The sequence below is a fragment of the Asticcacaulis sp. EMRT-3 genome (assembly GCF_030027245.1).
Lineage (GTDB): Bacteria > Pseudomonadota > Alphaproteobacteria > Caulobacterales > Caulobacteraceae > Asticcacaulis.
Window position 1 is genome coordinate 273,974 of sequence record NZ_JASERT010000001.1, and the last position, 22,465, is coordinate 296,438.

18 protein-coding genes are annotated in these 22,465 nt (G+C 60.1%); 13 read left to right on the forward strand and 5 right to left on the reverse strand.

All coding sequences use genetic code 11. The features are described from left to right. Positions 1–63: 63 nt before the first annotated feature. The 8 genes from QB905_RS01340 (at position 64) to QB905_RS01375 (ending at position 9,619) form a co-directional block, all read left to right on the forward strand. A complete protein-coding gene (locus QB905_RS01340) occupies positions 64–1,425 on the forward strand; it encodes an aspartate aminotransferase family protein (RefSeq protein WP_282972775.1) in 1,362 nt (453 codons plus the stop codon). Next, positions 1,422–2,876 (forward strand): glutamine synthetase family protein, encoded by a 1,455-nt coding sequence (locus tag QB905_RS01345; RefSeq protein WP_461781757.1) that lies wholly within the window; start codon positions 1,422–1,424, stop codon positions 2,874–2,876. Before QB905_RS01340 ends, QB905_RS01345 begins: the two co-directional genes overlap by 4 nt. A 147-nt stretch (positions 2,877–3,023) precedes the next feature. Beyond that, entirely contained in the window at positions 3,024–4,139 is a 1,116-nt protein-coding gene (locus tag QB905_RS01350) for an ABC transporter substrate-binding protein (RefSeq protein ID WP_282972776.1), read from the forward strand. 59 nt (positions 4,140–4,198) lie between these two features. Beyond that, positions 4,199–5,095: an ABC transporter permease gene (locus QB905_RS01355; RefSeq protein WP_282972777.1), complete on the forward strand. Its 897-nt coding sequence runs from the start codon at positions 4,199–4,201 to the stop codon at positions 5,093–5,095. Next, entirely contained in the window at positions 5,092–5,976 is an 885-nt protein-coding gene (locus tag QB905_RS01360; RefSeq protein WP_282972778.1) for an ABC transporter permease, read from the forward strand. Before QB905_RS01355 ends, QB905_RS01360 begins: the two co-directional genes overlap by 4 nt. 4 nt (positions 5,977–5,980) lie before the next feature. Further along, positions 5,981–7,099 carry an ABC transporter ATP-binding protein gene (locus QB905_RS01365; protein ID WP_282972779.1) on the forward strand — a complete coding sequence of 373 codons (1,119 nt, stop codon included), beginning with the start codon at positions 5,981–5,983 and terminating at the stop codon, positions 7,097–7,099. 141 nt (positions 7,100–7,240) lie between these two features. Then, positions 7,241–8,056, forward strand: coding sequence for a gamma-glutamyl-gamma-aminobutyrate hydrolase family protein (locus tag QB905_RS01370; protein ID WP_282972780.1), 816 nt, complete (start codon positions 7,241–7,243; stop codon positions 8,054–8,056). A gap of 156 nt (positions 8,057–8,212) precedes the next feature. Next, complete coding sequence (locus QB905_RS01375) at positions 8,213–9,619, forward strand: aspartate aminotransferase family protein (RefSeq protein WP_282972781.1); 1,407 nt, start codon at positions 8,213–8,215, stop codon at positions 9,617–9,619. A 337-nt stretch (positions 9,620–9,956) separates the two neighbouring features. Here QB905_RS01375 and QB905_RS01380 read toward each other — a convergent pair whose 3' ends face one another. The 3 genes from QB905_RS01380 to QB905_RS01390 form a co-directional block, all read right to left on the reverse strand. Beyond that, positions 9,957–11,033, reverse strand: coding sequence for a methyl-accepting chemotaxis protein (locus QB905_RS01380; RefSeq protein WP_282972782.1), 1,077 nt, complete (start codon positions 11,031–11,033; stop codon positions 9,957–9,959). Between the two features lie 275 nt (positions 11,034–11,308). Then, entirely contained in the window at positions 11,309–12,586 is a 1,278-nt protein-coding gene (locus QB905_RS01385) for an NAD(P)/FAD-dependent oxidoreductase (RefSeq protein ID WP_282972783.1), read from the reverse strand. 141 nt (positions 12,587–12,727) lie between these two features. Continuing rightward, complete coding sequence (locus QB905_RS01390; protein ID WP_282975546.1) at positions 12,728–14,128, reverse strand: glutamine synthetase family protein; 1,401 nt, start codon at positions 14,126–14,128, stop codon at positions 12,728–12,730. A gap of 325 nt (positions 14,129–14,453) precedes the next feature. On the opposite strand from QB905_RS01390, the gene QB905_RS01395 reads away from it, so the two are divergent. From QB905_RS01395 to QB905_RS01405, 4 genes are read left to right on the forward strand one after another with little or no spacing between them, the layout of a single operon-like run. Beyond that, positions 14,454–15,557, forward strand: coding sequence for a mechanosensitive ion channel family protein (locus QB905_RS01395; protein WP_282972784.1), 1,104 nt, complete (start codon positions 14,454–14,456; stop codon positions 15,555–15,557). Then, on the forward strand, positions 15,544–16,140 hold the full coding sequence (locus QB905_RS01400) for a TrmH family RNA methyltransferase (RefSeq protein WP_349252553.1): 597 nt from the start codon (positions 15,544–15,546) through the stop codon (positions 16,138–16,140). The genes QB905_RS01395 and QB905_RS01400 overlap by 14 nt, the downstream gene beginning before the upstream one ends. Continuing rightward, the gene (locus QB905_RS15235; protein WP_349252554.1) at positions 16,106–16,312 is read left to right on the forward strand and encodes a TrmH family RNA methyltransferase; all 207 of its coding nucleotides are present in this window, start codon (positions 16,106–16,108) and stop codon (positions 16,310–16,312) included. The genes QB905_RS01400 and QB905_RS15235 overlap by 35 nt, the downstream gene beginning before the upstream one ends. A gap of 58 nt (positions 16,313–16,370) precedes the next feature. Further along, the gene (locus QB905_RS01405; RefSeq protein ID WP_282972785.1) at positions 16,371–18,386 is read left to right on the forward strand and encodes a M1 family metallopeptidase; all 2,016 of its coding nucleotides are present in this window, start codon (positions 16,371–16,373) and stop codon (positions 18,384–18,386) included. Positions 18,387–18,438: 52 nt separating this feature from the next. Here QB905_RS01405 and QB905_RS01410 read toward each other — a convergent pair whose 3' ends face one another. Then, entirely contained in the window at positions 18,439–19,941 is a 1,503-nt protein-coding gene (locus QB905_RS01410; protein ID WP_282972786.1) for a phosphomannomutase/phosphoglucomutase, read from the reverse strand. Positions 19,942–20,017: 76 nt separating this feature from the next. Further along, positions 20,018–20,890, reverse strand: coding sequence for a UTP--glucose-1-phosphate uridylyltransferase (locus QB905_RS01415; protein ID WP_282972787.1), 873 nt, complete (start codon positions 20,888–20,890; stop codon positions 20,018–20,020). Positions 20,891–21,161: 271 nt separating this feature from the next. Between QB905_RS01415 and QB905_RS01420 the strand changes: the two genes are divergently transcribed. Beyond that, positions 21,162–22,379, forward strand: coding sequence for a glycoside hydrolase family 27 protein (locus tag QB905_RS01420; protein ID WP_282972788.1), 1,218 nt, complete (start codon positions 21,162–21,164; stop codon positions 22,377–22,379). Positions 22,380–22,465: the final 86 nt, after the last annotated feature.

The window sequence follows — 22,465 nt, forward strand, 5'->3', positions numbered from 1 at the left end:
CTTCGCATGGCTCGGCTCTCGTCCTCTCCCCATGTGCATGGGGAGAGGGGGGAGAGTGATGTTTTGAACTGGCAAGGCTTCCTGAGCGCTGAACGCGAGGCCTTCGTGGCGACGCATCCGCGTTCGCGCGCCCTGGCCGATCAGGCGCGGGCCCACTGGCGCGGCGGCGTGGCCTTTCACTGGATGCGCGACTGGGCCTCGCCCTTTCCGATCTATGTCGAACAGGCGAAGGGGGCACAGCTCACCGACGCCGATGGCCTGGTTTACGATGATTTCTGCCTTGGCGACACGCCCTCGATGTTTGGCCATGCCCGTTCGGAAATAGGGGCGGCTCTGGCCGAACAGGCGGGCGAGGGGGCGGGCTTTATGCTGCCGACGCGCTGGACAAATAGGGCGGGCGAGCTTTTAAGCCAGCGCTTCGGCGGACTGGGCCTTAGCCAATGGCAGGTGGCGACCACGGCGTCGGATGCCAATCGCGCCGCTATCCGCTGGGCGCGGGCGGTGACGCAGAAACCGAAAATCCTTGTGTTCGACGGCTGTTATCACGGCATGGTCGAGGACGCCTTTGTGGCGCTGTATGAGGGCGTGGCGGCCAACAAAAAGGGCCTGATCGGTCAGGTGACCGACCAGACCCTGACCACCAAAGTCATCGCCTTCAATGATGTGGCGGCTCTGGAAAAGGCTCTGGCCGAAGGCGATGTGGCGGCGGTGCTGGCCGAGCCGGTCATGACCAATTGCGGTATGATCCAGCCGCAGGAGGGCTTTCATGAGGCCTTGCGCCGTCTGACCCAGCGTTATGGCAGCCTGCTGATCCTCGATGAAACCCACACCCTGTCGTCAGGCCCTTCGGGCTATGCGGGCCTGCACGATGTGCGGCCGGACATGCTGGTGATCGGCAAGGCGATTGCCGGTGGCGTGCCCGGCGCGGTGTGGGGCATGACGAAGGATGTCGCGTCGCGCATGGAGGATGCGCAGGCGCGCGCTGGTTCCGGTTCATCGGGTATCGGCACCACCCTGTCGGGCAATGCTTTGGTGATGCGCGCCATCGCCGTGATGCTGGACGAGGTGATGACCGAGGCGGCCTATGCCCACATGCTGCGCGGGGCGCAGAAGCTGGTGGCGGGCTTACGCGGCGTGATTGCGGCGCATGACCTGCCGTGGTCGGTGGTGCATGTCGGTGCGCGGGCCGAACTGATCTTCGCCGCCCAACCGCCCAGGGACGCTGCCGCCATGCGCGCCGTGCTCGATCCTGACGCGCTGGAAGCCTATCATCTCTATCTGATCAATCAGGCCATTCTGATTGCGCCCTTTCACAATATGATGCTTATCTCACCGCAAACCGATGATGCGGCCATCGAACGGCTGGTGGCGGCCACCCGACGTTTCGCGGCCATCTGGCAAACCCTGCAAGGCAGAAAACCATGACCCCTTTCGGCAAATCCAAGGCCAAGAGCGACACACCGGCCAAGGCCGTCAAAACGACCGCCAGGCCTGCGCCGGTGACGCGCGTGGCGGCGGTGGAGGAGTGTCAGGCCTTTCTCGACGCCCATCCGCATATCCAGTATTTCGAGATATTCTTCACCTCGATGACCGGTGTGCCGCGCGGCAAGCGCCTGCGCCGCCATGAGCTGTTGCCGATCTACGAATATGCCCGCTTCCTGCCGGGCTCGATTCTGGTGGTCGATACGCTGGGGGCCGATGTCGAGGAGACGGGGCTGGTCTGGGAAGATGGCGACGCCGACCGGCTGGCCCGCCCGGTGCCGGGCACCTTGGTGGCCGCGCCCTGGCTGGGTGATGATGTTGGTCAGGTGATGTTGTCGCTGTATGAGCTGGATGGCACGCCCAATGATCTCGATCCGCGCCATGTGCTGCAAAATGTGCTCGATCGCTATGCGGCTGACGGGTTGATCCCGGTGGTGGCGTGCGAGCTGGAATATTATCTGGTCGATATTGCCCGCAAGGACGGCAGGCTGATGCCCGCCTCGTCGTTCAATACCGGTGAGACGCCGAGCGGCACGCAGGTTTACGGCCTGCCGGAAATCGAGGCGCATGGTGATTTCTTCCGCCAGCTCTGGGAGACGGCCGATATTCAGGGCGTGCCGCTGGAGGGCGCGATCTCGGAATTCGCGCCAGGGCAGGTGGAACTGACGCTCAAGCACAAGCCCGACGCCCTGCGCGCCGCCGATGACGCCATCATCTATAAGCGTGCCGCCAAGGGGGTGGCCCTGTCGCTCGGTATCGAAGCCACCTTCATGGCCAAGCCGTGGAGCGACCGGGCCGGTTCGGGCTTCCATGTCCATGTGTCGGTGACCGACAAGAGCGGCAAGAATCTGTGCGCCGCCGAAGACCCCGAAGGTGCGCCGCTGTTGAAAAACATGATCGGTGGCATGAAAGACCATCTCGCCGATTGCATGGCCATTCTGGCCCCCGGCGCCAATAGCTATAAGCGCTTCAAGGCCAATAGTTACGCGCCGGTCGGCCTGACCTGGGGGGTGAATAACCGCACGGTATCCTTGCGCGTCACGGCAGGGCCTGCCCCTACCCGCCATGTCGAGCATCGCGTGGCCGGGGCTGACGCCAATCCCTATCTGGTGCTGGCGGCGGTGCTGGCCTGCGCCCATCATGGTCTGACGAACAAGACCGATCCGGGGGCCGCCGTGGTCGGTAATGGCTATGCGGTGGCAGCCGAAACGGGGGCCACGCTTCCGACCAACTGGTATGCTGCGGTCGATTATCTCGATAAGTCGGAGGTGCTGCGCGACTATCTCGGCGACCGTTTCATCGACATGTATGTCAAGGTCAAGCGCGCCGAACAGGCCCGCTTCTTCGAGGAGGTGACCGAACTCGATTACGCCTGGTATCTGCGCAACGCATAAGGCCAAAGGATGCGGATCGGCAACGGCGCTGCAAAAACTTAACGATGATGCCACTTGTGATCACATTTTCGGGTTGACAGAAGCGCGCTACCGTATTCCCCTCTCATTTCGGGGTTATTCCACCGCCATCGAGAAGGAGACAGGCTTATGGGTTCGAGAACTTCACGACGCTCACTTTTGACCGCACTTGGCGCTGCCGCCATCGGCATCAGCTTCACCGGGCTTGAGGCCTGCTCCAAGCCGGGCGCCCCCAAGGGCGCGGCTTCCGGCGAGGAACCGAAGCTCAACTTCTATAACTGGGACGAATATATCGGCGACACCACCTTGTCGGACTTCAAGAAGGCGACCGGGATCGACGTCAATATGAGCCTGTTCGCCTCGAATGATGAGCTGTTCAACAAGCTGAAGGCCGGAAATCCCGGCTTTGACGTGATCGTGCCGACCAATGACTATGTGCCGCGCTTAAGTGACGCCGGCCTGCTGATGCCGCTCGATCACAGCAAGATCCCCAATATCAAGAATATCGATGCCAGCTTCATGAACCCGGTCTATGATCCGGGCCGCAAATATTCACTGCCCTATACCTGGCTGGTGATTGGCCTCGGTTACCGCAAGTCGAAGATGAAGCCGGGCCATATTCCCGATTCCTATTCGTATGTGTTCGAGCCGACCATGTACAAGAAGCGCCTGACCATTCTTGGCGATTCCGCCGATCTGATCCGCCTGTCCGGTAAGTATCTCGGCTATCCGCTCAACAATATTCCTGACGATGGTCTGGTCAAGATCGAGGCCATGCTGACCAAGCTGGTCAAGTCGGGCTATCTGCTCAAATTCACCGGCGACGAGGGCGATCAGATGCTGGCTGACGGCGATGCCGACATCGTGATCGAATATAATGGCGACATCGCCCAGAAGGCTTCGGAAGACCCTGATCTGACCTTCGTTATCCCCAAGGAGGGATCCGAACTCAGTTCCGATACCCTGGCTATTCCGGCGGGCGCGCCGCGTCCCGATAATGCTCACAAGTTCATCAACTTCATTCTTGATGGCAAGAATGGCGCGGAAATCACCAAGACCATCCTGTACCCGACGCCGAACGACGCCGCCAAGGCGCTGATGCCCGCCAGTTACCAAAACAATCCCATCATCTTCCCGCCCGCCGACCTGCTGGCCAAATGCGAATACGGCCAGTATCCGGGCGATGAACGCGCGCGCAAATACGAGGAAATGGCCACCCGCATCAAGGCGGCCGCGGGCAGCTAATCATACCGGCCCGGCCGTCATCAGTGACGCGCCGGGCTTTTTTAACCCGGGAGGCTTCATTGGAGCAGAGCTGGCGGCAGGCCAAGACCATATTCGCAGCCCTGATTGCGGCCCCGCTGTTCTGGCTGGTCGCCTTCTTTCTCGTGCCGATGGCGGTGGTCTGGGTCTATTCCTTCGGTGAAAACAAAGGGCTGATCGATATTGCCTTCACCGGCACATGGAGCAATTACCGCCACGCCTTCGATCCGCTCTATCTCGGCATCTTCTGGAAATCGATCGTGGTGGCGGCCATCACCACCTTTCTGTGCCTGGTGGTCGGTTTTCCGGTGGCGATGGCCATCACCTTCGCCAGCGAAAAATCAAAAAACTGGCTGCTGATGCTGATCATGCTGCCCTTCTGGACGAACCTGCTGATCCGCACCTATGCCCTGATCGCGGTGCTGCGCACTGAGGGCTATGTCAATATGATCTACCACTTCTTCTGGAACCAGTTGAATGCGCTGGGTTTTCATCTCGGTGACTTTCATCCCCTGACCCTGCTCTATAATAATTTCGCCGTGGTGTTCGGTCTGGTCTTCGTCAACCTGCCCTTTATGGTGCTGCCGCTCTATTCGACGCTCGACCGCATGGATCGCTCTTTGCTCGAAGCCTCGCTCGATCTGGGTGCCGGTCATCTGCGCACCATCTGGCACGTTATGGTGCCGCTGGCCGGGCCGGGCATCGCCTCCGGGATTCTGATCACCTTCATCCCGGCGCTGGGGGCCTATCTGACGCCCGACCTTCTGGGCGGGCCGGACAGCCAGATGATCGCCAATGTCATCGAGAGCCAGTTCAAACAGGCCAATAACTGGCCGTTCGGCGCGGCCTTGAGCTTCATCCTGATCTATATGACCTTTATCGGCATCATCGTGCAGGGGCTGATTGAGCGCGCCAATAAGAGGAAGGTGGCACAATGAACGAAGCCGTTGCCAGCGCGCCTGCAAAAACGCGCCGCCTGCCGCCTGCGCCGCTCGAATATCTGCGCCGCTGGCCGATCCGCCTGAGCGTGGGGGCCGTGCTCGTGTTTTTGTACGCCCCGCTGATCAGCCTGATGGCCTTCAGCTTCAACAATTCGCGCGCCAATGTGGTGTGGCGCGGCTTCACCTGGAAATATTACGATAAGGCGATCCATGACAGCAGCCTGATCACGGCCTTTGGCAATTCGCTGACCATCGCCGCCTGCTCGACCGCGATTTCGCTGGTGCTGGGGGCGATGATCGCCATCGTTTTGTGGCGGTTCCGCTTTCCCGGCAAGTCGGTTCTGGATGGCGCCCTGGCCATACCGATCGTCGTGCCGGAAATCTGCATGGGGGTGGGGATGCTGGTCTTCTTCGCCAAGATATTGCCCTGGCCGCACGAACTGCCCTGGCCGTTTTCGCTGGGCGCGATCATCATCAGCCACGTCTCGTTTTCGTTTCCGTTTGTGGCGGTGGTGGTGCGGGCGCGCCTCGGTTCATTCAACCGCGAACTGGAGGAGGCGGCCAAGGATCTGGGGGCCAGCGAAATGCGCGCCTTGTGGGACGTGGTGGTGCCGCACTTGCAGCCCTCGCTGATCGCCGGGGCGCTGCTGGCCTTTACCCTGTCGCTCGATGATTTCGTCATCACCTTCTTCACCGCCGGGCCTGATACCCTGACCTTCCCGGTCAAGGTCTATTCGATGGTACGCTTTTCGGTGACGCCGGAAGTCAATGCGGCCTCGACCATCCTGATCCTTGTTACCGTCTTCCTCACCTTCATCGCCCTCAAATTCCAGGGATCGTCGGCGATGGCCGCCGGTCATGCCTCAGAACAGCAGTAAAGACATGCCTGACCCAAAACCGATTATCAGTTTCGAAAATGTCACCAAACGCTTCGGCAAGGTGGCGGCGGTCGATAATGTGTCGCTGACCGTACATGAGGGCGAGTTCTTCTCGCTGCTCGGCCCTTCGGGCTGCGGCAAGACCACGCTTCTGCGGATGCTGGCCGGGTTTGAAATGCCAACCGAGGGGCGCATCCTGATCGACGGGCAGGATGTCTCGACCACTCCGCCCAATCATCGCCCGGTCAATATGGTGTTCCAGTCCTATGCCGTGTTTCCGCATATGAGCGTGCTGGAAAACGTTGCCTACGGCCTGAAGATGGACGGCGTGGCCCGGGCGGACCGTTTGCAGCGCGCCGAGGAGGCGCTGGCTTTGGTGCAGCTTGATGGTTATGGCACGCGCAAGCCCGACCAGCTTTCGGGCGGGCAGAGGCAGCGCGTGGCGCTGGCGCGGGCTCTGGTGAAAAAGCCGCGCGTGCTGCTGCTCGATGAGCCCCTGTCGGCGCTTGACGCCAAGCTGCGCGACCAGATGCGTTCGGAACTGTCCGATCTTCAGGAAAAGGTCGGGATCACCTTCATCATGGTGACGCACGATCAGGACGAGGCTCTGGCGATGGCCACGCGCTGCGCGGTGATGAATCGCGGCCTGTTGCAGCAGGTGGCGACGCCGCTCGACCTGTATGAATTTCCCAATTCGCGCTTCGTGGCCGACTTCATCGGCAGCGTCAATATGTTCGAGGGCACGCTCGATATCGATGAACCCGACCATGCCATTATCTCAACGCGCGATGTCGGGCCGATCTATATTGATCACGGCGTCACCGGTGCGACGGGGGGCACGGTCTGGGCGGCGGTGCGGCCCGAAAAGATCGAGATGCGCAAGCGTATCGACGTGGCGCCCAAGGTGGATGATGCCCCGGAGGGTTATAATGTCATCGCCGGCGTGATCAAGAACATGGTCTATCTCGGCTCGGAAACCAATTACGAGGTTGAAATTAACGGCGGCCGCCTGATCAAGGTGGTGCGCTCCAACCTGACGCGCTGGGATCAGGAAGACTTTACCTGGGATGAGAAGGTGTGGCTGACCTTCCACGCCTGTTCGCCCGCGGTATTGCTGAGCTGAAATGATGGCTCTGCATCGTGAAGTCCCCCCCTCCGTCAGCTTCGCTGACACCTCCCCCGTAAACAGGGGAGGATGGTGCATTCTTATCCCTCCCTGCGAAGCGGGGAGGGGGGACCGCGAAGCGGTGGGAGGGGGACATCCTTGAAACCCGTCGTCGGCATCATCGCCTGTAACCGTACAGTCGGCGTTGAAAACGCCCATGCGGTGATGGAGCGTTACACCCGCGCGGCGATGACCTATGGCGATTGCCATGCCCTGCTGATACCGCCGCTGGAGACGCATTTTTCGGCTATGGCGCTAACGGCGCGGCTCGACGGGCTGATGCTGACCGGCTCGCCGTCAAATGTGCAGCCGGGGCTTTATGGCGATACGGATAGCGGTGAGGGGCCGTTCGATACGGGCCGCGATTTGGTGTCGATGGCGATGATCGAGGCCATGATCACGGTGGGTAAGCCGGTTTTCGGCATCTGCCGTGGTTTTCAGGAGATCAATGTCGTGCTGGGCGGGTCTTTGCGCCGCGATGTGGGTTCCGCGCTCAAGGAGCGAAGCGTTAGCGCAAATGAAAAACCCGCGCTCAAGGAGCGAAGCGTTAGCGCAACTCAAAAAACTTCACTGGCCCACCACGCCGCCGATGATACGCCTTTTGATGCGCTGTTCGATCACGAACATGCGGTGACGCTCACACCGCAGGGCCTGCTGCATCATGCCTATGGCCGTGATCAGTTGCGCGTCAATTCCGTCCATTATCAGGGCGTTGACCGGCTCGGTGACGGCCTGAGCATTGAGGCCTTGGCCGCCGATGGTCTGATCGAGGCCTTCAGCGCCAATATCAGCGGATCCCAGGTGCTGGCCGTGCAATGGCATCCCGAATGGCAGACGGAGCGCCGTCCCGACAGTCAGGTCTTTTTCGCCCTGATGGGGCAGGCGCTGCGCGGGCGCGATCTGGGTGGGCAATAGCTGGGCGGCCATAGGCCTGCCACAAAATAGGTATACCAAAAAATAGGTATAATTGTGATCACAATATTTGACTTTCGCGGCGAGATCGCGGAATTATACCCTTAGATTGCCGGGTCAGCCGTGAATGCGCATGGCCCGGACAGAGGATTTTTGCCCATGAACGCCCCTTCCCAACACACGCTGCGCAATTACGACATGGCTGAGCTGAAGCGCCTCGACATGGCGCATCACCTGCCGGCACAATCGGATTACAAGCTTCAGCACGAACTGGGCGGTTCACGCATCATCACCCGCGCCGAGGGCTGCACGATCACCGACGCCGAGGGCCATTCGCTGCTCGACGGCATGGCGGGGCTATGGTGCGTCAATGTCGGCTATGGCCGCGAGGAACTGGCGCGCGTTGCCTATGAGCAGATGCTGGAACTGCCCTATTACAACACCTTCTTCAAGACGGCGACGCCGCCGCCGGTGCGGCTGGCCGCCAAAATCGCCGAGAAGATGCAGCTCAGTAACCCTGACCTGACGCATGTGTTTTTTAATACGTCCGGGTCGGAAGCCAATGACACCATCTTCCGGCTGGTGCGTCATTACTGGGATCTGAAGGGCGAGCCTGAACGCAAAACCTTTATTTCGCGCCATAATGCCTATCATGGCTCGACGGTCGCCGGAGCGTCTCTGGGCGGTATGGGCTTCATGCACAGACAGGGCGATCTGCCGATTGCCGGGATCGAGCATGTGGCCCAGCCCTATCTGTTCGGCGAAGGCTTTGGGCAAGACCCGGATGCTTTTGCGCAAGCCTGCGTCGATGAGATCGAGGCGCGTATCCTTAAAGTGGGGCCTGAAAAGGTCGCCGCCTTTATCGGCGAGCCGGTGCAGGGTGCGGGCGGGGTGATCATTCCGCCCGACAGCTACTGGCCGAAGGTCGAGGCCCTGTGCCGCAAATACGGCATTCTGCTGGTGTGCGACGAGGTGATCTGCGGCTTTGGCCGCCTCGGCCACTGGTTCGGCCATCAGCACTGGGGCATCAAGCCCGATCTGATCGCTATGGCCAAGGGCATGTCGTCGGGTTATTTGCCGATTTCAGCGGTGGGGGTATCGAAGCAAATCGTTGATGTCATGCTGGAAAAAGGCGGGGATTTCGTCCACGGCTATACCTATTCCGGCCACCCGACCTGCGCCGCCGTGGCGCTTGCCAATATCGAAATTCTGGAAAACGAAGGCCTGATCGAGCGGACGCGCGATGTGACCGGCCCTTATCTGGCTAAAGCGTTGAAACGGCTCGACGCCCATCCGCTGGTCGGCGAGGCGCGCAGTCTGGGCCTGATCGGTGCGGTCGAGATCGTGGCCGAAAAGGGCACGAATAAGCGCTTCAAGGGCGAGGAAGGCCATGCCGGGCCGGTGGTGCGCGATCTGTGCATCAAGAACGGCCTGATGGTGCGCGGCATCCGCGATTCCATCGTCATGTGCCCGCCGCTGATCGTTACCGAAGCGCAGATTGACGAACTGGTCGGCATCATTGAGCAATCGCTCAATGAAGCCGAGCCGATCCTGCGAGCGCTTTAGATAAGAGAACTGCAGATTATATTGTAGTTCAAATGACCGACTTAAGGGTGAAAAGTGCATTCAAGCATAATGACCAGACTTGAAATGGCTTTTCCTTCCCTCTCCCCTCCGTGAGGGGAGAGGACGGGAGCCGAGCGTAGCGAAGACGACCGGGTGAGGGGCATTTCTTCATGCGCTAATGTGGCTGCCAAGCCCCTCATCCGGCCCTCACTGCGTTCAGGCCACCTTCTCCCCTTTAAGCTAAGGGGAGAAGGGAAGTTCAGGCACTGTAATCTCCCTGCCTGGCAGGGCAGAGACTTATAAAATTTGCGAAATCTGTGTCATCTGTGGAGTCTTTTTATTCCATCGCCTTCTGCACGATCACGCCATACCAGCCGAGGCCGGCATAGGTTTCGTAGCCGGGGGTGCGGTGAAAGGCGACCATGCGGTTGTCGTGGGCGTCGAGATAATGGCCGGACTTCTGACCTGAGGTGCGCAGGCGGACATGCTCGCTCAGCACGCCCTTGCCATCGGACGCGGCAATCACCAGACCTTGCGCATCGGTCAGCAGCACGCGCGTGCGCGCCTTTTCATCATCGGTCAGGCGCACGCCTTCGACAATGGTTTGAGCCTGAGGCTGCCAGTCGAAATGAATGCCTAAGATGCCGATCAGTTCACCATCGGCGCGGCCATCGCGGCGCACGCCCGTGGCATAGGTGGCGATCTGCGCACCGCCTAACAGCGGTTCGGTGGTGACATCGGCGACGGCGAAATCCTGACCGCTGCGTAAGTTGAGCGCGCGCGAAAACCACAGGCGGTCGCGCACATCGGTGCCGATGACGCGGTGCTGGTTGGGGCGGCCATTGGCGATGACGCGGCCTTCGAGATCGCACAGCCACAGATCGATATAGACGGTGTAGGAATCGAGGATCACGCCCAGCCGTTCGCAGGCATAGTCGGCACGTTTAGGGGATGGCTCCGCGGCCTGATCGACCAGCGCGGCGTCGGTAGCCCACCAGCGCACGTCACAGGTACGTTCATACAGGTTGCGGTCGATGATCTCGATGGCATTGAGCGCCAGATCGGTCATGCGCGTGCCCTGACTTTGCTGCGCCAGATCCTGGGTCAGATTATCGAGCGTGACGATCTCGTGGCCGAGATCGCGCGCCAGGGTCTCGACCTCGCCGGAAATGCCGCGCACCTCATCGGCCACGACGGAAAAGCCATGACCGGCTTCACCGGCGTGCTTGGCTTCGATCAGGGCATTGAGCGCCAGAATGCGCAGTTTCGAGGTGACCTGACGAATATCGCGCACCTTGTTAGCGGTAACATTTTTGGCCCGCGCGGTCTGGGCAATGATGTCGGCCAGGGATACATTTTGGGAAACAGAACCGGATACGCTACGCTGTACACTTAATGGGGAGGGAGCGTTCATGGGGAGAGCCTTTTGCTGCACTGCAAGGGATTTCGACCGGCAAGGTTTAATGATGTCTTAAAAATCGCGTCGTTTCGCTGAAATCCCTGTGCAACTGGTCTTATGCGCAGCCGGGTGTCGCTAAATTGAGACGTTAAGGCCGCCAGCGCCAAACGCTTTAAGCGCAAGGCTTTGCGGATTCACGGCCCGGTTGCGCAAGGTAAAATGAGCCGGAAATGCGAAAATGATCATGATGACCACGCATCGGCTTATTTCGTATCGCGCCTGCGTAAAATTTAAAGCCGGTCGCGCAGGGCGTAATAGCTGAGCCCCGCCACCAGGGCCGGCCAGCGCAAGCCCCTGCCGCCGAAAAAGGCGGGGGTGGGCAGGCGGGCCAGAAGATCGAGATCGCGGCCATCACCGGTGACGGCGCGCGCCAGCAGCTTGCCGAAATAGGGCGCCAGCACCACGCCCTGACCGCTGTAACCGGCGCTGACCAGCACGTTTGGAGCCAGACGGCGCACAAACGGGGCGCGGCTCATAGTGATGGCCAGTGTGCCGCCCCAGCCGTGTGTGATGCGCACGTCCGCCAGTTGCGGATAGATTTTCAGCATATTGCGTCGCACAAAGGCCTTGATGTCCTTCGGGAACCACGGCGTATAGTTTTCGCCGCCGCCAAACAACAGCCGGTTGTCGGGCGTCTTGCGCCAGTAATTGACGACAAAGCGCGAATCCGACGCGGCGAAATGACGGGGCAGAATATCGGGATCGTCGAGCGGTTCTGTGGTCAGGATAAAGTTGTTGATCGGCATGACATGGGCATCAATGGCTTCCGACAGGCCTTCCATATAGCCATTGCCGCAGATCAGCAGGGTTTTGGCGGCCAGTTGCGCGCCGGTGGTCAGTGTCAGGGTGACGCCGTCGCTGGCCGCCTGATAGCGGGTGACGCGGCTTTGTTCGTAAAGCTGCGCGCCGTGCGCTTCGGCGGCCTTCGCCAGGCCGAGCGCCAGCTTCAGCGGATGAAGGTGGCCGCCGCCCGCATCGAACGATCCGCCGTGATAAACGGCCGTGCCCAGTTCGGCAGCGACCTCCGCTTTCGATAAGAGGCGGTAATCTGTATAACCATAGTGTCGGGCGATGAAATCCGCATGGGCGCGGTCTTCGGCGGCGAAATGCGGCCTGTGCCAGGCGTGGATCAGGCCGGGGCGCAGGTCGCAATCGATGTGATGCTCGGCAATGAGGGCGTGGAGATGCGCTCTTGCATCAAGGGCCATGTCCCAGAGCTGGCGGACGGCATCGGGGCCGAGCAGGTTTGTGAGGGTTTCGGGGTCTTGTCGCTGGCCGGTATGGATCTGGCCGCCATTGCGCCCCGACGCGCCGGAGCCGATCTGCGCGCCTTCGAGCAGGGTGACCCGGATACCGGCCTGCGCCAAGGCGAGAGCCGCGCCGAGGCCCGTATAGCCGCCGCCGATAATGGCGACATCGGTATCGGCGTCGGCCAGCAGCGCCGGGCGCGGCGTGATGTTGGCCGTATCAGCGTACCAGGAATGATCGGGATGGCCGGTGTTTTTCATAGGGCTTCAAAACAAGAACCCCCACCACCACATCTCAGCCGCTTCGCGGCTTCGTGCGGTTCCCCTCCCCAACGAGTTGGGGAGGTATAAGATGTCTTATGCCTCCCTGTCTCTGATAGGTGGTGGTGGGTTATCTTCGTCCTATACATTGAGCAGCAGGAATTCGCGTTCCCACGGGCTGATGGTGCGCATGAAGGTTTCGTATTCGTACAGCTTGACGCGCGAATAGGCGGTGACGAATTGCGGCCCTAAAATATCGATGATCGGCTGGGCGCGCTCCAGCTTGATAATGGCCTGCACCAGCGAATAGGGCAGGTCGCCCTGCGGCAGGGTGGCGGCGTCTCTATCAATTGGATCGGATGGTTTGAGTTTGTCCACCATGCCAAGATAACCCGAAGCCAGTACGGCGGCGATGGCCAGATAGGGGTTGGCGTCGGACGATGGAATGCGGTTTTCAAGGCGGCGGTTATCAGGATCGGCGGGCGGCACACGCAGGCCCGCCGTGCGGTTATCATAACCCCATTGCGTATTGACGGGCGCGCCGGAGCCCTTCGCCAGGCGGCGATAGGAGTTGACGTAAGGGGCCAGCAGCGAGGTGATGGCCGGCATATATTTCTGCTGACCGGCAATGAAGGCGAAGAAGGCCTCGGTCGGCTGGCCGCTGTCGGGATCGGAAAACAGGTTCTGGCCGGTCTTGGCGTCAACGATTGACTGGTGGATGTGCATGGCCGAACCCGGTTCCTGCGCCATCGGCTTGGCCATGAAGGTGGCGTAGATGTCGTGTTCGAGCGCCGTTTCCTTGATCGTGCGCTTGAACATCAGAACCTGATCGGCCAGTTCGAGCGGATCGCCGTGGCGCAGGTTGATCTCCATCTGGGCCACGCCCGATTCATGGATCAGGGTGTCGATTTCCAGACCCTGGCTTTCCGAATATTCGTACATGTCCTCGAAAAGCGCGTCGAACTCATTGACCGCCGCAATCGAATAGCCCTGACGGCCGGTTTCCGGACGGCCTGAGCGGCCAATCGGCGGTTTCAGCGGATAGTCAGGATCGACATTTTTTTCGACGAGATAGAATTCCAGCTCGGGCGCGATGACCGGCTTCCAGCCTTTCGCCGCGTAATAGCCCAGCACACGGCGCAGTACCTGACGCGGGCTTTCCTCGACCGGCCGGCCATCGGGATGGAAGGCGTCGTGGATCACCTGTGCCGTCGGGTCATGCGCCCAGGGCACGGCGGCCAGTGTGGCGAAATCGGGCTTGAGAAAAATGTCGGTATCCGACTGTACCGTGCCGACCACGCCTTCGAGATCGGGATAGTCGCCGGTGATCGTCTGGTAGAAAACGGCCAGCGGCAGGTTCATATAGGGGGCGCTGAGGAATTTCTTCGATGGCATGATCTTGCCGCGCGCCACCCCGGCCAGATCGGGCACCAGACACTCGATTTCTTCGATATTCTGATTGCCCAGCCAGGCGCGCGCCTCATCCAGATCACGAACGCCGCGCCGGGCAAAGCTTTTGTGGCGTTTGTTTTTCGATTTCATATAGCTGTCGGCGGACATGAGGGGCCCCTGAACTCATTGACGCGTCATGGTGCGGAGTCCACGACGAATTGTGATCACGATATGGCATAATCGTCTTTCCGGCAAGGCGGGGCGGCGCGGCTTTTCCCTCATCACGCTATTGTCAGACGCTGTGCCGGGAAGAGGGCATTTTGGCATTGCAATTTTACCGCCGGACGGGGTTTGTGAAAACCTCGCCGCGTGGAGATGTTTCGTCTTCGCGCCCTCCAATCGCCCCGCAGACTTCCCTCAACGGAAGCGCACGTCTCCTTTCACAGGAGCGGCGGCACAGCCATATGGAGCGCCTATGCCCTCTTTCGCCTATCTCAAAACCACCATGCCCGAAGCGGTGCTGGTGGCGATCATCGTTTTCATCACCTTCCTGATCGGGCTGGCCGCCGCCCGCGCCGTGCTGGGCCTGCTGACGCGCATTGTTAACCGCAGTACGCACCTGACGGCTTTGGTGCATGTGCAGCGCCTGCGTCCGCCCGTCTATACGGTCGTGCCGGTGCTGCTGATCTTCCTGGCCCTGCGCCTGACCTTTCCCGAGGAATTGCAACGCCCCTTTTTCTCCGGCCTCGTCAAGATCAGTTCGGTCAGCCTGCTGTACTGGCTGGCCATCCGCATCGTTGATGTGGTCAGTCTGGCGATCTCAAAGCGCTATGATATGACGGTCAAGGACAATCTGGTGGCGCGGCAGGTGCATACCCAGATCGTGGTGGTGCGGCGCATCGTGTCGTTCCTGATCTTTCTGGTGGCGCTGGCCGCCATCTTCCTGCTGTTTTCGCAATTGCGCGCCATCGGGGTCAGTTTGCTGGCCTCGGCGGGGGTGGCGGGCATCATCCTCGGCTTTGCGGCGCAAAAGACGCTCGGCAATCTGTTCGCCGGCATCGTCATTGCGCTGACCCAGCCGATCCGCCTCGAAGACGCCGTGGTGGTGGAGGGCGAATGGGGCTGGGTGGAAGAAATCACGCTGGCCTATGTGGTGATCCGCCTGTGGGATCTGCGCCGCCTCATCCTGCCCATCGGTTATCTGCTCGAAAATCCGTTTCAGAACTGGACACGCACCTCGGCCAATATTATCGGCACGGTCATGCTCTATGCCGATTACACCATGCCCATCGATCCGCTGCGCAAAAAGCTGGAGGAGATCGTCAAGGCCACGCCCCTGTGGGACAAGAAGGTGCAGGTGGTGCAGGTGACCGATGTGACCGATCAGGTGATGAGCATCCGTGCCCTGGTTTCAGCGACCGATTCGTCGTTGGCCTGGGATCTGCGCTGTCTGGTGCGCGAACAATTGCTCAGTTTCATGCAGACCGAATATCCGCACTGCCTGCCCAAGCGTCGCGGCGTGCTGGAAGGCATGGGCGATACGGGCCGTCCGCAACAGGAGCCTCATGCCGCACATTGACATCAAAGACGCTGACGATCCGCGCCTTGAGCCCTATCGTGATATTAAAGACCGCGATCTGGCCGGGCGTGGCGGGCTGTTCATGGCCGAGGGCAAGGTGGTGCTGGAGCGCCTGTTCGCCTCAAAGCTTTATGAAACGGTCAGTGTGCTGACCACGGAGGCCAGACTGGCCACGCTCGATGTGTCCGGCCTTGATGCGCCGGTTTATGTGGTGCCGCAAACAGTGATGGATCAGGTGGCCGGGTTTCCGATCCATCGCGGCTATCTGGCGCTGGGCCGGGCGCGTAAGGCCCTGAGCCTTGCCGATGTCGTGCCGCCGGGCCGGACGCGGCTGCTGGGCTTAAGCGGCATAGCCAATACCGACAATATGGGCGGGCTGATGCGCAATGCGGCGGCGTTTGGCGTCGATGCCGTGTTGCTCGATGCTACCTGCTGCGATCCTCTGTATCGCAAGGCGATCCGCGTGTCTGTGGGCGGTGTGCTGGCAGTGCCGTTCGTGCGGGTAGGGGATATGGTCGGCGCCTTGCGCGATCTCGGCATTACGCCCTATGCGCTCAGTCCTTCGGGGGGCGCTGCGGCTTGATGAGGTGGTGCCTGATGCGCGTTCGGCCTTTCTGTTCGGCGCCGAGGGGCCGGGGCTGACGGCGCAGATGATGGCCGCCTGCAAGAGCGTGCGCATCGATATGCACGCGGGCTTTGATAGTTTGAATGTGGCGACCACCAGCGGTATCGTACTTTATCATATGTGCCGTTGACAGGTGAGGCTTAGCGTGAAAGCAATTACGGCTGAAACCATTCAGATGGGCGCGCGCGATGAAAACTGTCAGGCCTTTGATCGTCGTGGCCTCTATACTGGTGATGTTTCTGATGACGTTTCCGGCAGGTGCAGTGATGGCGCAAACATCCTACAATCCGCGTGAGGCCTTCGCACCGCGCCCCTTGACGCAGGCCGTCAATCTTTATCGCTCGGCCAATGGCCTGCCGGGGCCCGATTACTGGCAGAACCGCGCCGACTATGTGATCCACGCCCGGCTCGATACGACAACGCCATCGCTCAGCGGTGAAGAGGTGATCACCTACACCAATAACAGCCCGGATGTGCTGGATATTTTATGGATGCAGCTCGATCAGAATCTGTATCGCAAAAACAGCCGGGGCGCGCTGGCCGGGAATGATCTGCGCGATCCCGGCCAGCACAGCACGGATGGTTTCGTGCTCGATTCGGTCGAGATACTGGATGGCGACAAGGCGGTGAAGGCCGAAACCCTCGTCAATGACACGCGCCTGCGCATCAGCCTGCCTGAGGCGCTGAAGGGCGGCGGCGCGCAGGTTCGCTTACGCATCCGGTGGCATTTCACCATTCCCGGCGAATGGGGCGGGCGCATGGCCTGGGGCATGGCCAAGGATGGCCCCATCTATGATATGGCGCAATGGTATCCGCGCATGGCGGTGTATGATGATGTGCGTGGCTGGGACACGCTGCCCTATCTGGCGCAGGAATTTTATCTCGAATATGGCGATTTCGACTATTATGTCGATGTGCCTGCCGACATGCTGGTGGCCGGTTCGGGCGAGCTGGTTAACCCGCAGGATGTGCTGACGCCAGAGGAACAAAAGCGTTTTGCGCAGGCGAAGACGAACGACGCCACGGTGATGATCCGTGCGCCCGGCGAGATCGGCGATCCGGCTTCGCGGCCCGTGTCCAAAGATGCCAAAGAACCGGGAAGACTGACCTGGCATTTCCATATGAACAACACCCGCGATGTCGCTTTTTCGGCCTCGGCGGTGTTCGCCTGGGATGCAGCGCGCATCAACCTGCCTGATGGCAAGAGCGCCGTGGCCATGTCGTTTTATCCAGCCGAAAGCGCGGGTGAGGCGCGCTGGGGCCGTTCCACTGAATATGTGAAGAATGCCGTCGAAAACTATTCAAAGCGCTGGCACAGCTATCCGTGGCCGGCGGCCATCAATATTGCCGGGCCCGCCACCGGTATGGAATATCCGGGCATTGTGTTTGACGGCATCGACGATGCGGGTAAAGACCTGTTCTGGATCACGGCGCACGAGATCGGCCACGGCTGGTTTCCGATGTTGGTCGGTTTTGATGAACGGCGTGACGCATGGATGGATGAGAGCTTCAACACCTTCATCGACACCTACGAATCCGATGATTTCAACCACGCAGAATATGGGCCAAAGCGCGATTCCGAATTTGCGCCGGGCGGCGGCAATCCGGTCGATGAAATCCTGCCGCTCCTCGCAGACCCCAATGCCCCGCCCATCTTGTCGCGCGCCGATACGGTGATCGAAAAATACCGCCATCCGGTCACCTATTTCAAATCGGCGCTGGGGCTAAAGCTGCTGCGTGAGGAGATTCTGGGGCCGGAGCGTTTCGACCCGGCGTTCAAGCATTTCATCGCCGCCTGGGCCTATAAGCACCCGAAGCCCGACGACTTCTTCCGGGCGATGGAGAGCGAGTCGGGCGAGGATTTGTCGTGGTGGTGGCGCGGCTGGTACGACAACAACTGGATGCTTGATCTGGGCGTCGATTCCATCGGGCCGGTGACCGACAAGGACGGCCAGCCTGATCCGGCAAAAGGCACGGCGATTGTGGTGGGGGTGCATGACAAGCTGGTCATGCCCGCCACTCTGCGCGTCCGTTTTGCCGATGGCTCGACGCAGGATGTGCGGCTTGAGGCCGACGCCTGGATCCGTAACCCGACCGCGACCGTTTTTATCGCACCGGGCAAGGCGGTGGTGTCGGCGGAGATCGATCCCGATCATCGCCTGCCGGACAAGGATCGCAGCAATAATCTGCTGAAGGTGAAGTAAAAAAAGCGCGGAGTCAAAACCCCGCGCTTTGATTTCGGCCTGTATCGTCGCCTCAGATTTCCTGATTATAGGCGCCGATTTCGGGATATTGGGCGAGGCGCGGCTTGACCTCCTTGCGGAAGAGATCGCGCATATCGTCTGCGGAGCGCAAGGATTCGACCACGACCACCAGCTCCGGCTTGTTGGAGGAGGCGCGCACCAGCACCCACGAGCCGTCGTCCAGATGGACGCGCGCGCCATTGACCGTGATGACCTCCTTGATCTTGCGGCCCAGGATTTCGCCACCCGATTTCGCCAGATCTTCATACGCTTTGACGATCCGTTCCAGCACCCCATACTTCACCTCATCGCCGCAATGGGGCGACATGGTCAGCGAGGTATAGGCCACCGGCAGGGCGTTTTTCAGATCGGCGAGGCTCTTGCCCGGATTGCGGTCGAGCATGGCCAGAATAGCCTCGGCGGCCTTCAGCCCGTCGTCGTAGCCGCGGCCAATCGGCGGGGCCAGAAAGAAGTGGCCCGATTTTTCAAAGCCCGCCAGCGCCTTCAGTTCGGCGGTCTTGCGCTTGATATAGGAGTGGCCGGTCTTCCAATAGACGGTCTTCGCGCCGTTCTTTTTCAGCACCTCGTCGGTGGCGTAGAGCCCGGTCGATTTGACATCGACGACGAAGGTGGCGTCTTTGTAAATTTCCGACAGATCGCGCGCCAGCATCAGGCCGATCTTGTCGGCGAAGATTTCGTTGCCCTCATTATCGACCACGCCGCAGCGGTCGCCGTCGCCATCGAAGCCCAGCGCCACGTCGGCACCGTGTTCTTTCACGGCCCTGGCCATATCGACCAGCATTTCGTGGTCTTCGGGATTGGGATTATATTTGGGGAAGGTCGAGTCGAGGTTGGTGTCGAGTTCGATGACCTCAGCGCCCATCGCACGCAGGGTCTGCGGGGCGAAAGCGCCCGCCGTGCCATTGCCGCAGGCGCAGACGACTTTCAATTTACGTTTCAGGTGCAGCTTGGACGAAATATCGTCCATATAACGCTGCTGCACGCCTTCGACGCGCTTCAGGCTGCCGCCGGGACGCTCAACGCCGAGGCCGCCCAGCACGATGTCTTTCAGACGGCCCATCTCCTCCGGCCCGAAGGTCAGCGGCGCCTGGCAGCCCATCTTCACGCCAGTCCAGCCATTATCATTATGCGAGGCGGTGACCATAGCGACGCACGGCGCATCCTGGTCGAACTGGGCGAAATAGGCGATGGGTGACAGACACAGGCCAATATCAATCACCTCGATCCCCGCCTGCATCAGGCCGAGAATCAGGGCGTTCTTGATATTGGTCGAGTACGAACGAAAATCATGACCGGTGACCAGTTTCGGCGTCACACCACGCTCATGGATATAGGTGCCCAGCCCAAGACCCAGGGCCTGAATGCCCAGAAGGTTGATTTCCTTGCCAAAAATCCAGCGCGCATCATATTCGCGGAAACCGGTGGCCTTGACCAGCGCCTCCGTCTCGAAGGCGTAGGTGTTTTCAGCAATTTCGGCGCGTGGTTTCAGGCTCATCAAAGTCCCCCGGAGGTCAGGTCGTGGAAGAGGGCTCCTCTTGCCACAGCGGAATGTAAAAAAACAAGCAGTCGCGTTATAAAAGTGCGCTGATGGCGGTGCGCGCCGCTTCGCCCAGTTCGGGATGTTTGAGCGCCAGAGCGACATTGGCACGTAAAAGGCCGATCTTGTCACCGCAATCATAGGTGACGCCGTCATATTCGAGCGCGTGGAAGGTCTGGCTCTGCATCAGGCGCGCCATCGAATCGGTGAGCTGGATCTCATTGCCCGCGCCGCGTTCCTGATCGGCCAGCAGGGCAAAAATTTCCGGCTGGAGAATATAGCGGCCCGAAACGATCAGATTGGAGGGCGCGGTGCCCGGTTTCGGTTTCTCGACCATGCCGGTCATGCGGTTGAGGCGGCCCGATTGGCCATCCAGCGCCACCACGCCATATTTGTGCGTCTCATCGTGCGGCACGGCTTCGGTGACGATAATATTGCCGCCAACCGCGTGATAGGCGTCGATGGCCTGCTTCATGGCGGGCACGTTTGCGTCCATCACCATGTCGGGCAGGATGACGGCGAAGGGTTCATCGCCCACCACATCGCGGGCGCACCAGACGGCGTGACCCAGCCCGTGCGGCTGCATCTGGCGCACAAAGCTCATCTCGCCCGCCTTCGGCAGTTCGGCCAGAAGCGCATTGAGTATGTCGGTCTTGCCCTTGGCGGCCAGTTGCGCCTCCAGCTCGACCTGATGATCGAAATAGTCTTCGATCGCGCCCTTGGAGCGGCCGGTGACGAAGACGAAATGCTCAATCCCCGCCGCGCGCGCTTCCTCGACCACATAGGACAGGATCGGGCGATCGACCACATTCAGCAGTTCCTTGGGAACGACCTTGGTGCCGGGCAGGACGCGGGTGCCCAGACCCGCTACCGGGATGACCGCCTTGCGAATGCGCTTATCAGACAAAACCTACCTCTGAATTTTTCGGCCGTGTTTGGATGACCCGACCGTTTCATGAACAGGCCGAACATAGAGCATGAACGACAAAAAGAAACCCCATTGGCGGTATGCAGCGGGTAAGAACGAAGCCATTTCCGCTAAAATCGATACGGGCCAGTATCCATTACCCGCCGAGAGGCATCATGAATTCGAATAAAGCAATTTACATTATTTAAGTTTCCCTTCAAATAAGTCGATAAAATTTATATTATTTATAAAAACAAACAGGGAGAGTCGTATGAAAAATTTATGGAAACACCTGGCCATCCTCGCGATGGCTGTCGGCGGATTGATCGCTATGTCGGCCCATGCCGATGAACCCGCCGTCTATAGGCTGGAGGCCCCCAAGCCCGAAGTGGCCATGACGCCACCGATGGGCTGGAATTCGTGGAACCATTTCAACTGTAATATCGATGAGGCCAAGATCCGTGGCGCAGCCGATGCGATGGCGGCTTCAGGCATGAAAGAGGCTGGCTATCAATATATCATCATCGATGATTGCTGGCAGGTCGGGCGTGATGCGCAGGGCAATATCGTGGCCGATCCGGTCAAGTTTCCCTCAGGCATCAAGGCTTTGGCCGATTATATTCACAGTAAAGGCCTGAAGTTCGGCATCTATTCCGATGCGGGTATCAAGACCTGTGGCGGGCGTCCCGGTTCGCGTGGCCATGAGTTTCAGGATGCGAAGCAATATGCCGCCTGGGGGGTCGATTACCTGAAATATGACTGGTGCAGCACGGGCGGGGACGACGCGCAATCCGATTATCGCATCATGGCGATGGCCTTGCGCGCTTCGGGCCGCGACATCGTGTTTTCCATTTGCGAATGGGGTAATCACAAGCCGTGGGAATGGGCCGGTGATGTCGGTCATCTGTGGCGCACCACCGGCGACATCAGCGACGCCTGGGTCAAGAATGACAAGAGCAAGCCCTGGGAAAGCGGCGTGCTTGACCTGCTCGACAAGCAGGTCGGCCTTGAAAAATACGCCGGGCCCAATCACTGGAACGACCCCGACATGCTCGAAGTCGGCAATGGCGGCATGACCGATAATGAATACCGCGCCCATTTCAGCCTGTGGGCCATGCTGGCCGCGCCCCTGATTGCGGGCAATGATCTGTCAAACATGAGCGAGGCCACCAAAACCATCCTGCTCAACAAGGATGTGATCGCCGTCGATCAGGACACGCTCGGCCGCGAAGGCCATCGCGTCTCAAAGGATGGCGATTTCGAGGTCTGGGCACGTCCTCTGGCGAATGGCGACACGGCGGTCATCCTGCTCAATCGCTCAGCCGCCCCGCACAGCATGACCGCCGACTGGAAGGCGCTGGGTCTGCCTGCGAAAAAAGACGTGAAGGATCTGTGGTCGAAGGCGGTCAAAAAGAACGTCCAGACCGGTTATACAGCGGATGTGCCGTCGCACGCCGTGGTGATGATCCGCGTCACGCCGAGGCCATAAAAGCAAACGAGAGCACCGGTGGCAGACACCGGCGCTCTCGTTTCTTGTTATCAAGACCGGGGGCTTATCAGGCTGGGCTTCAGGCT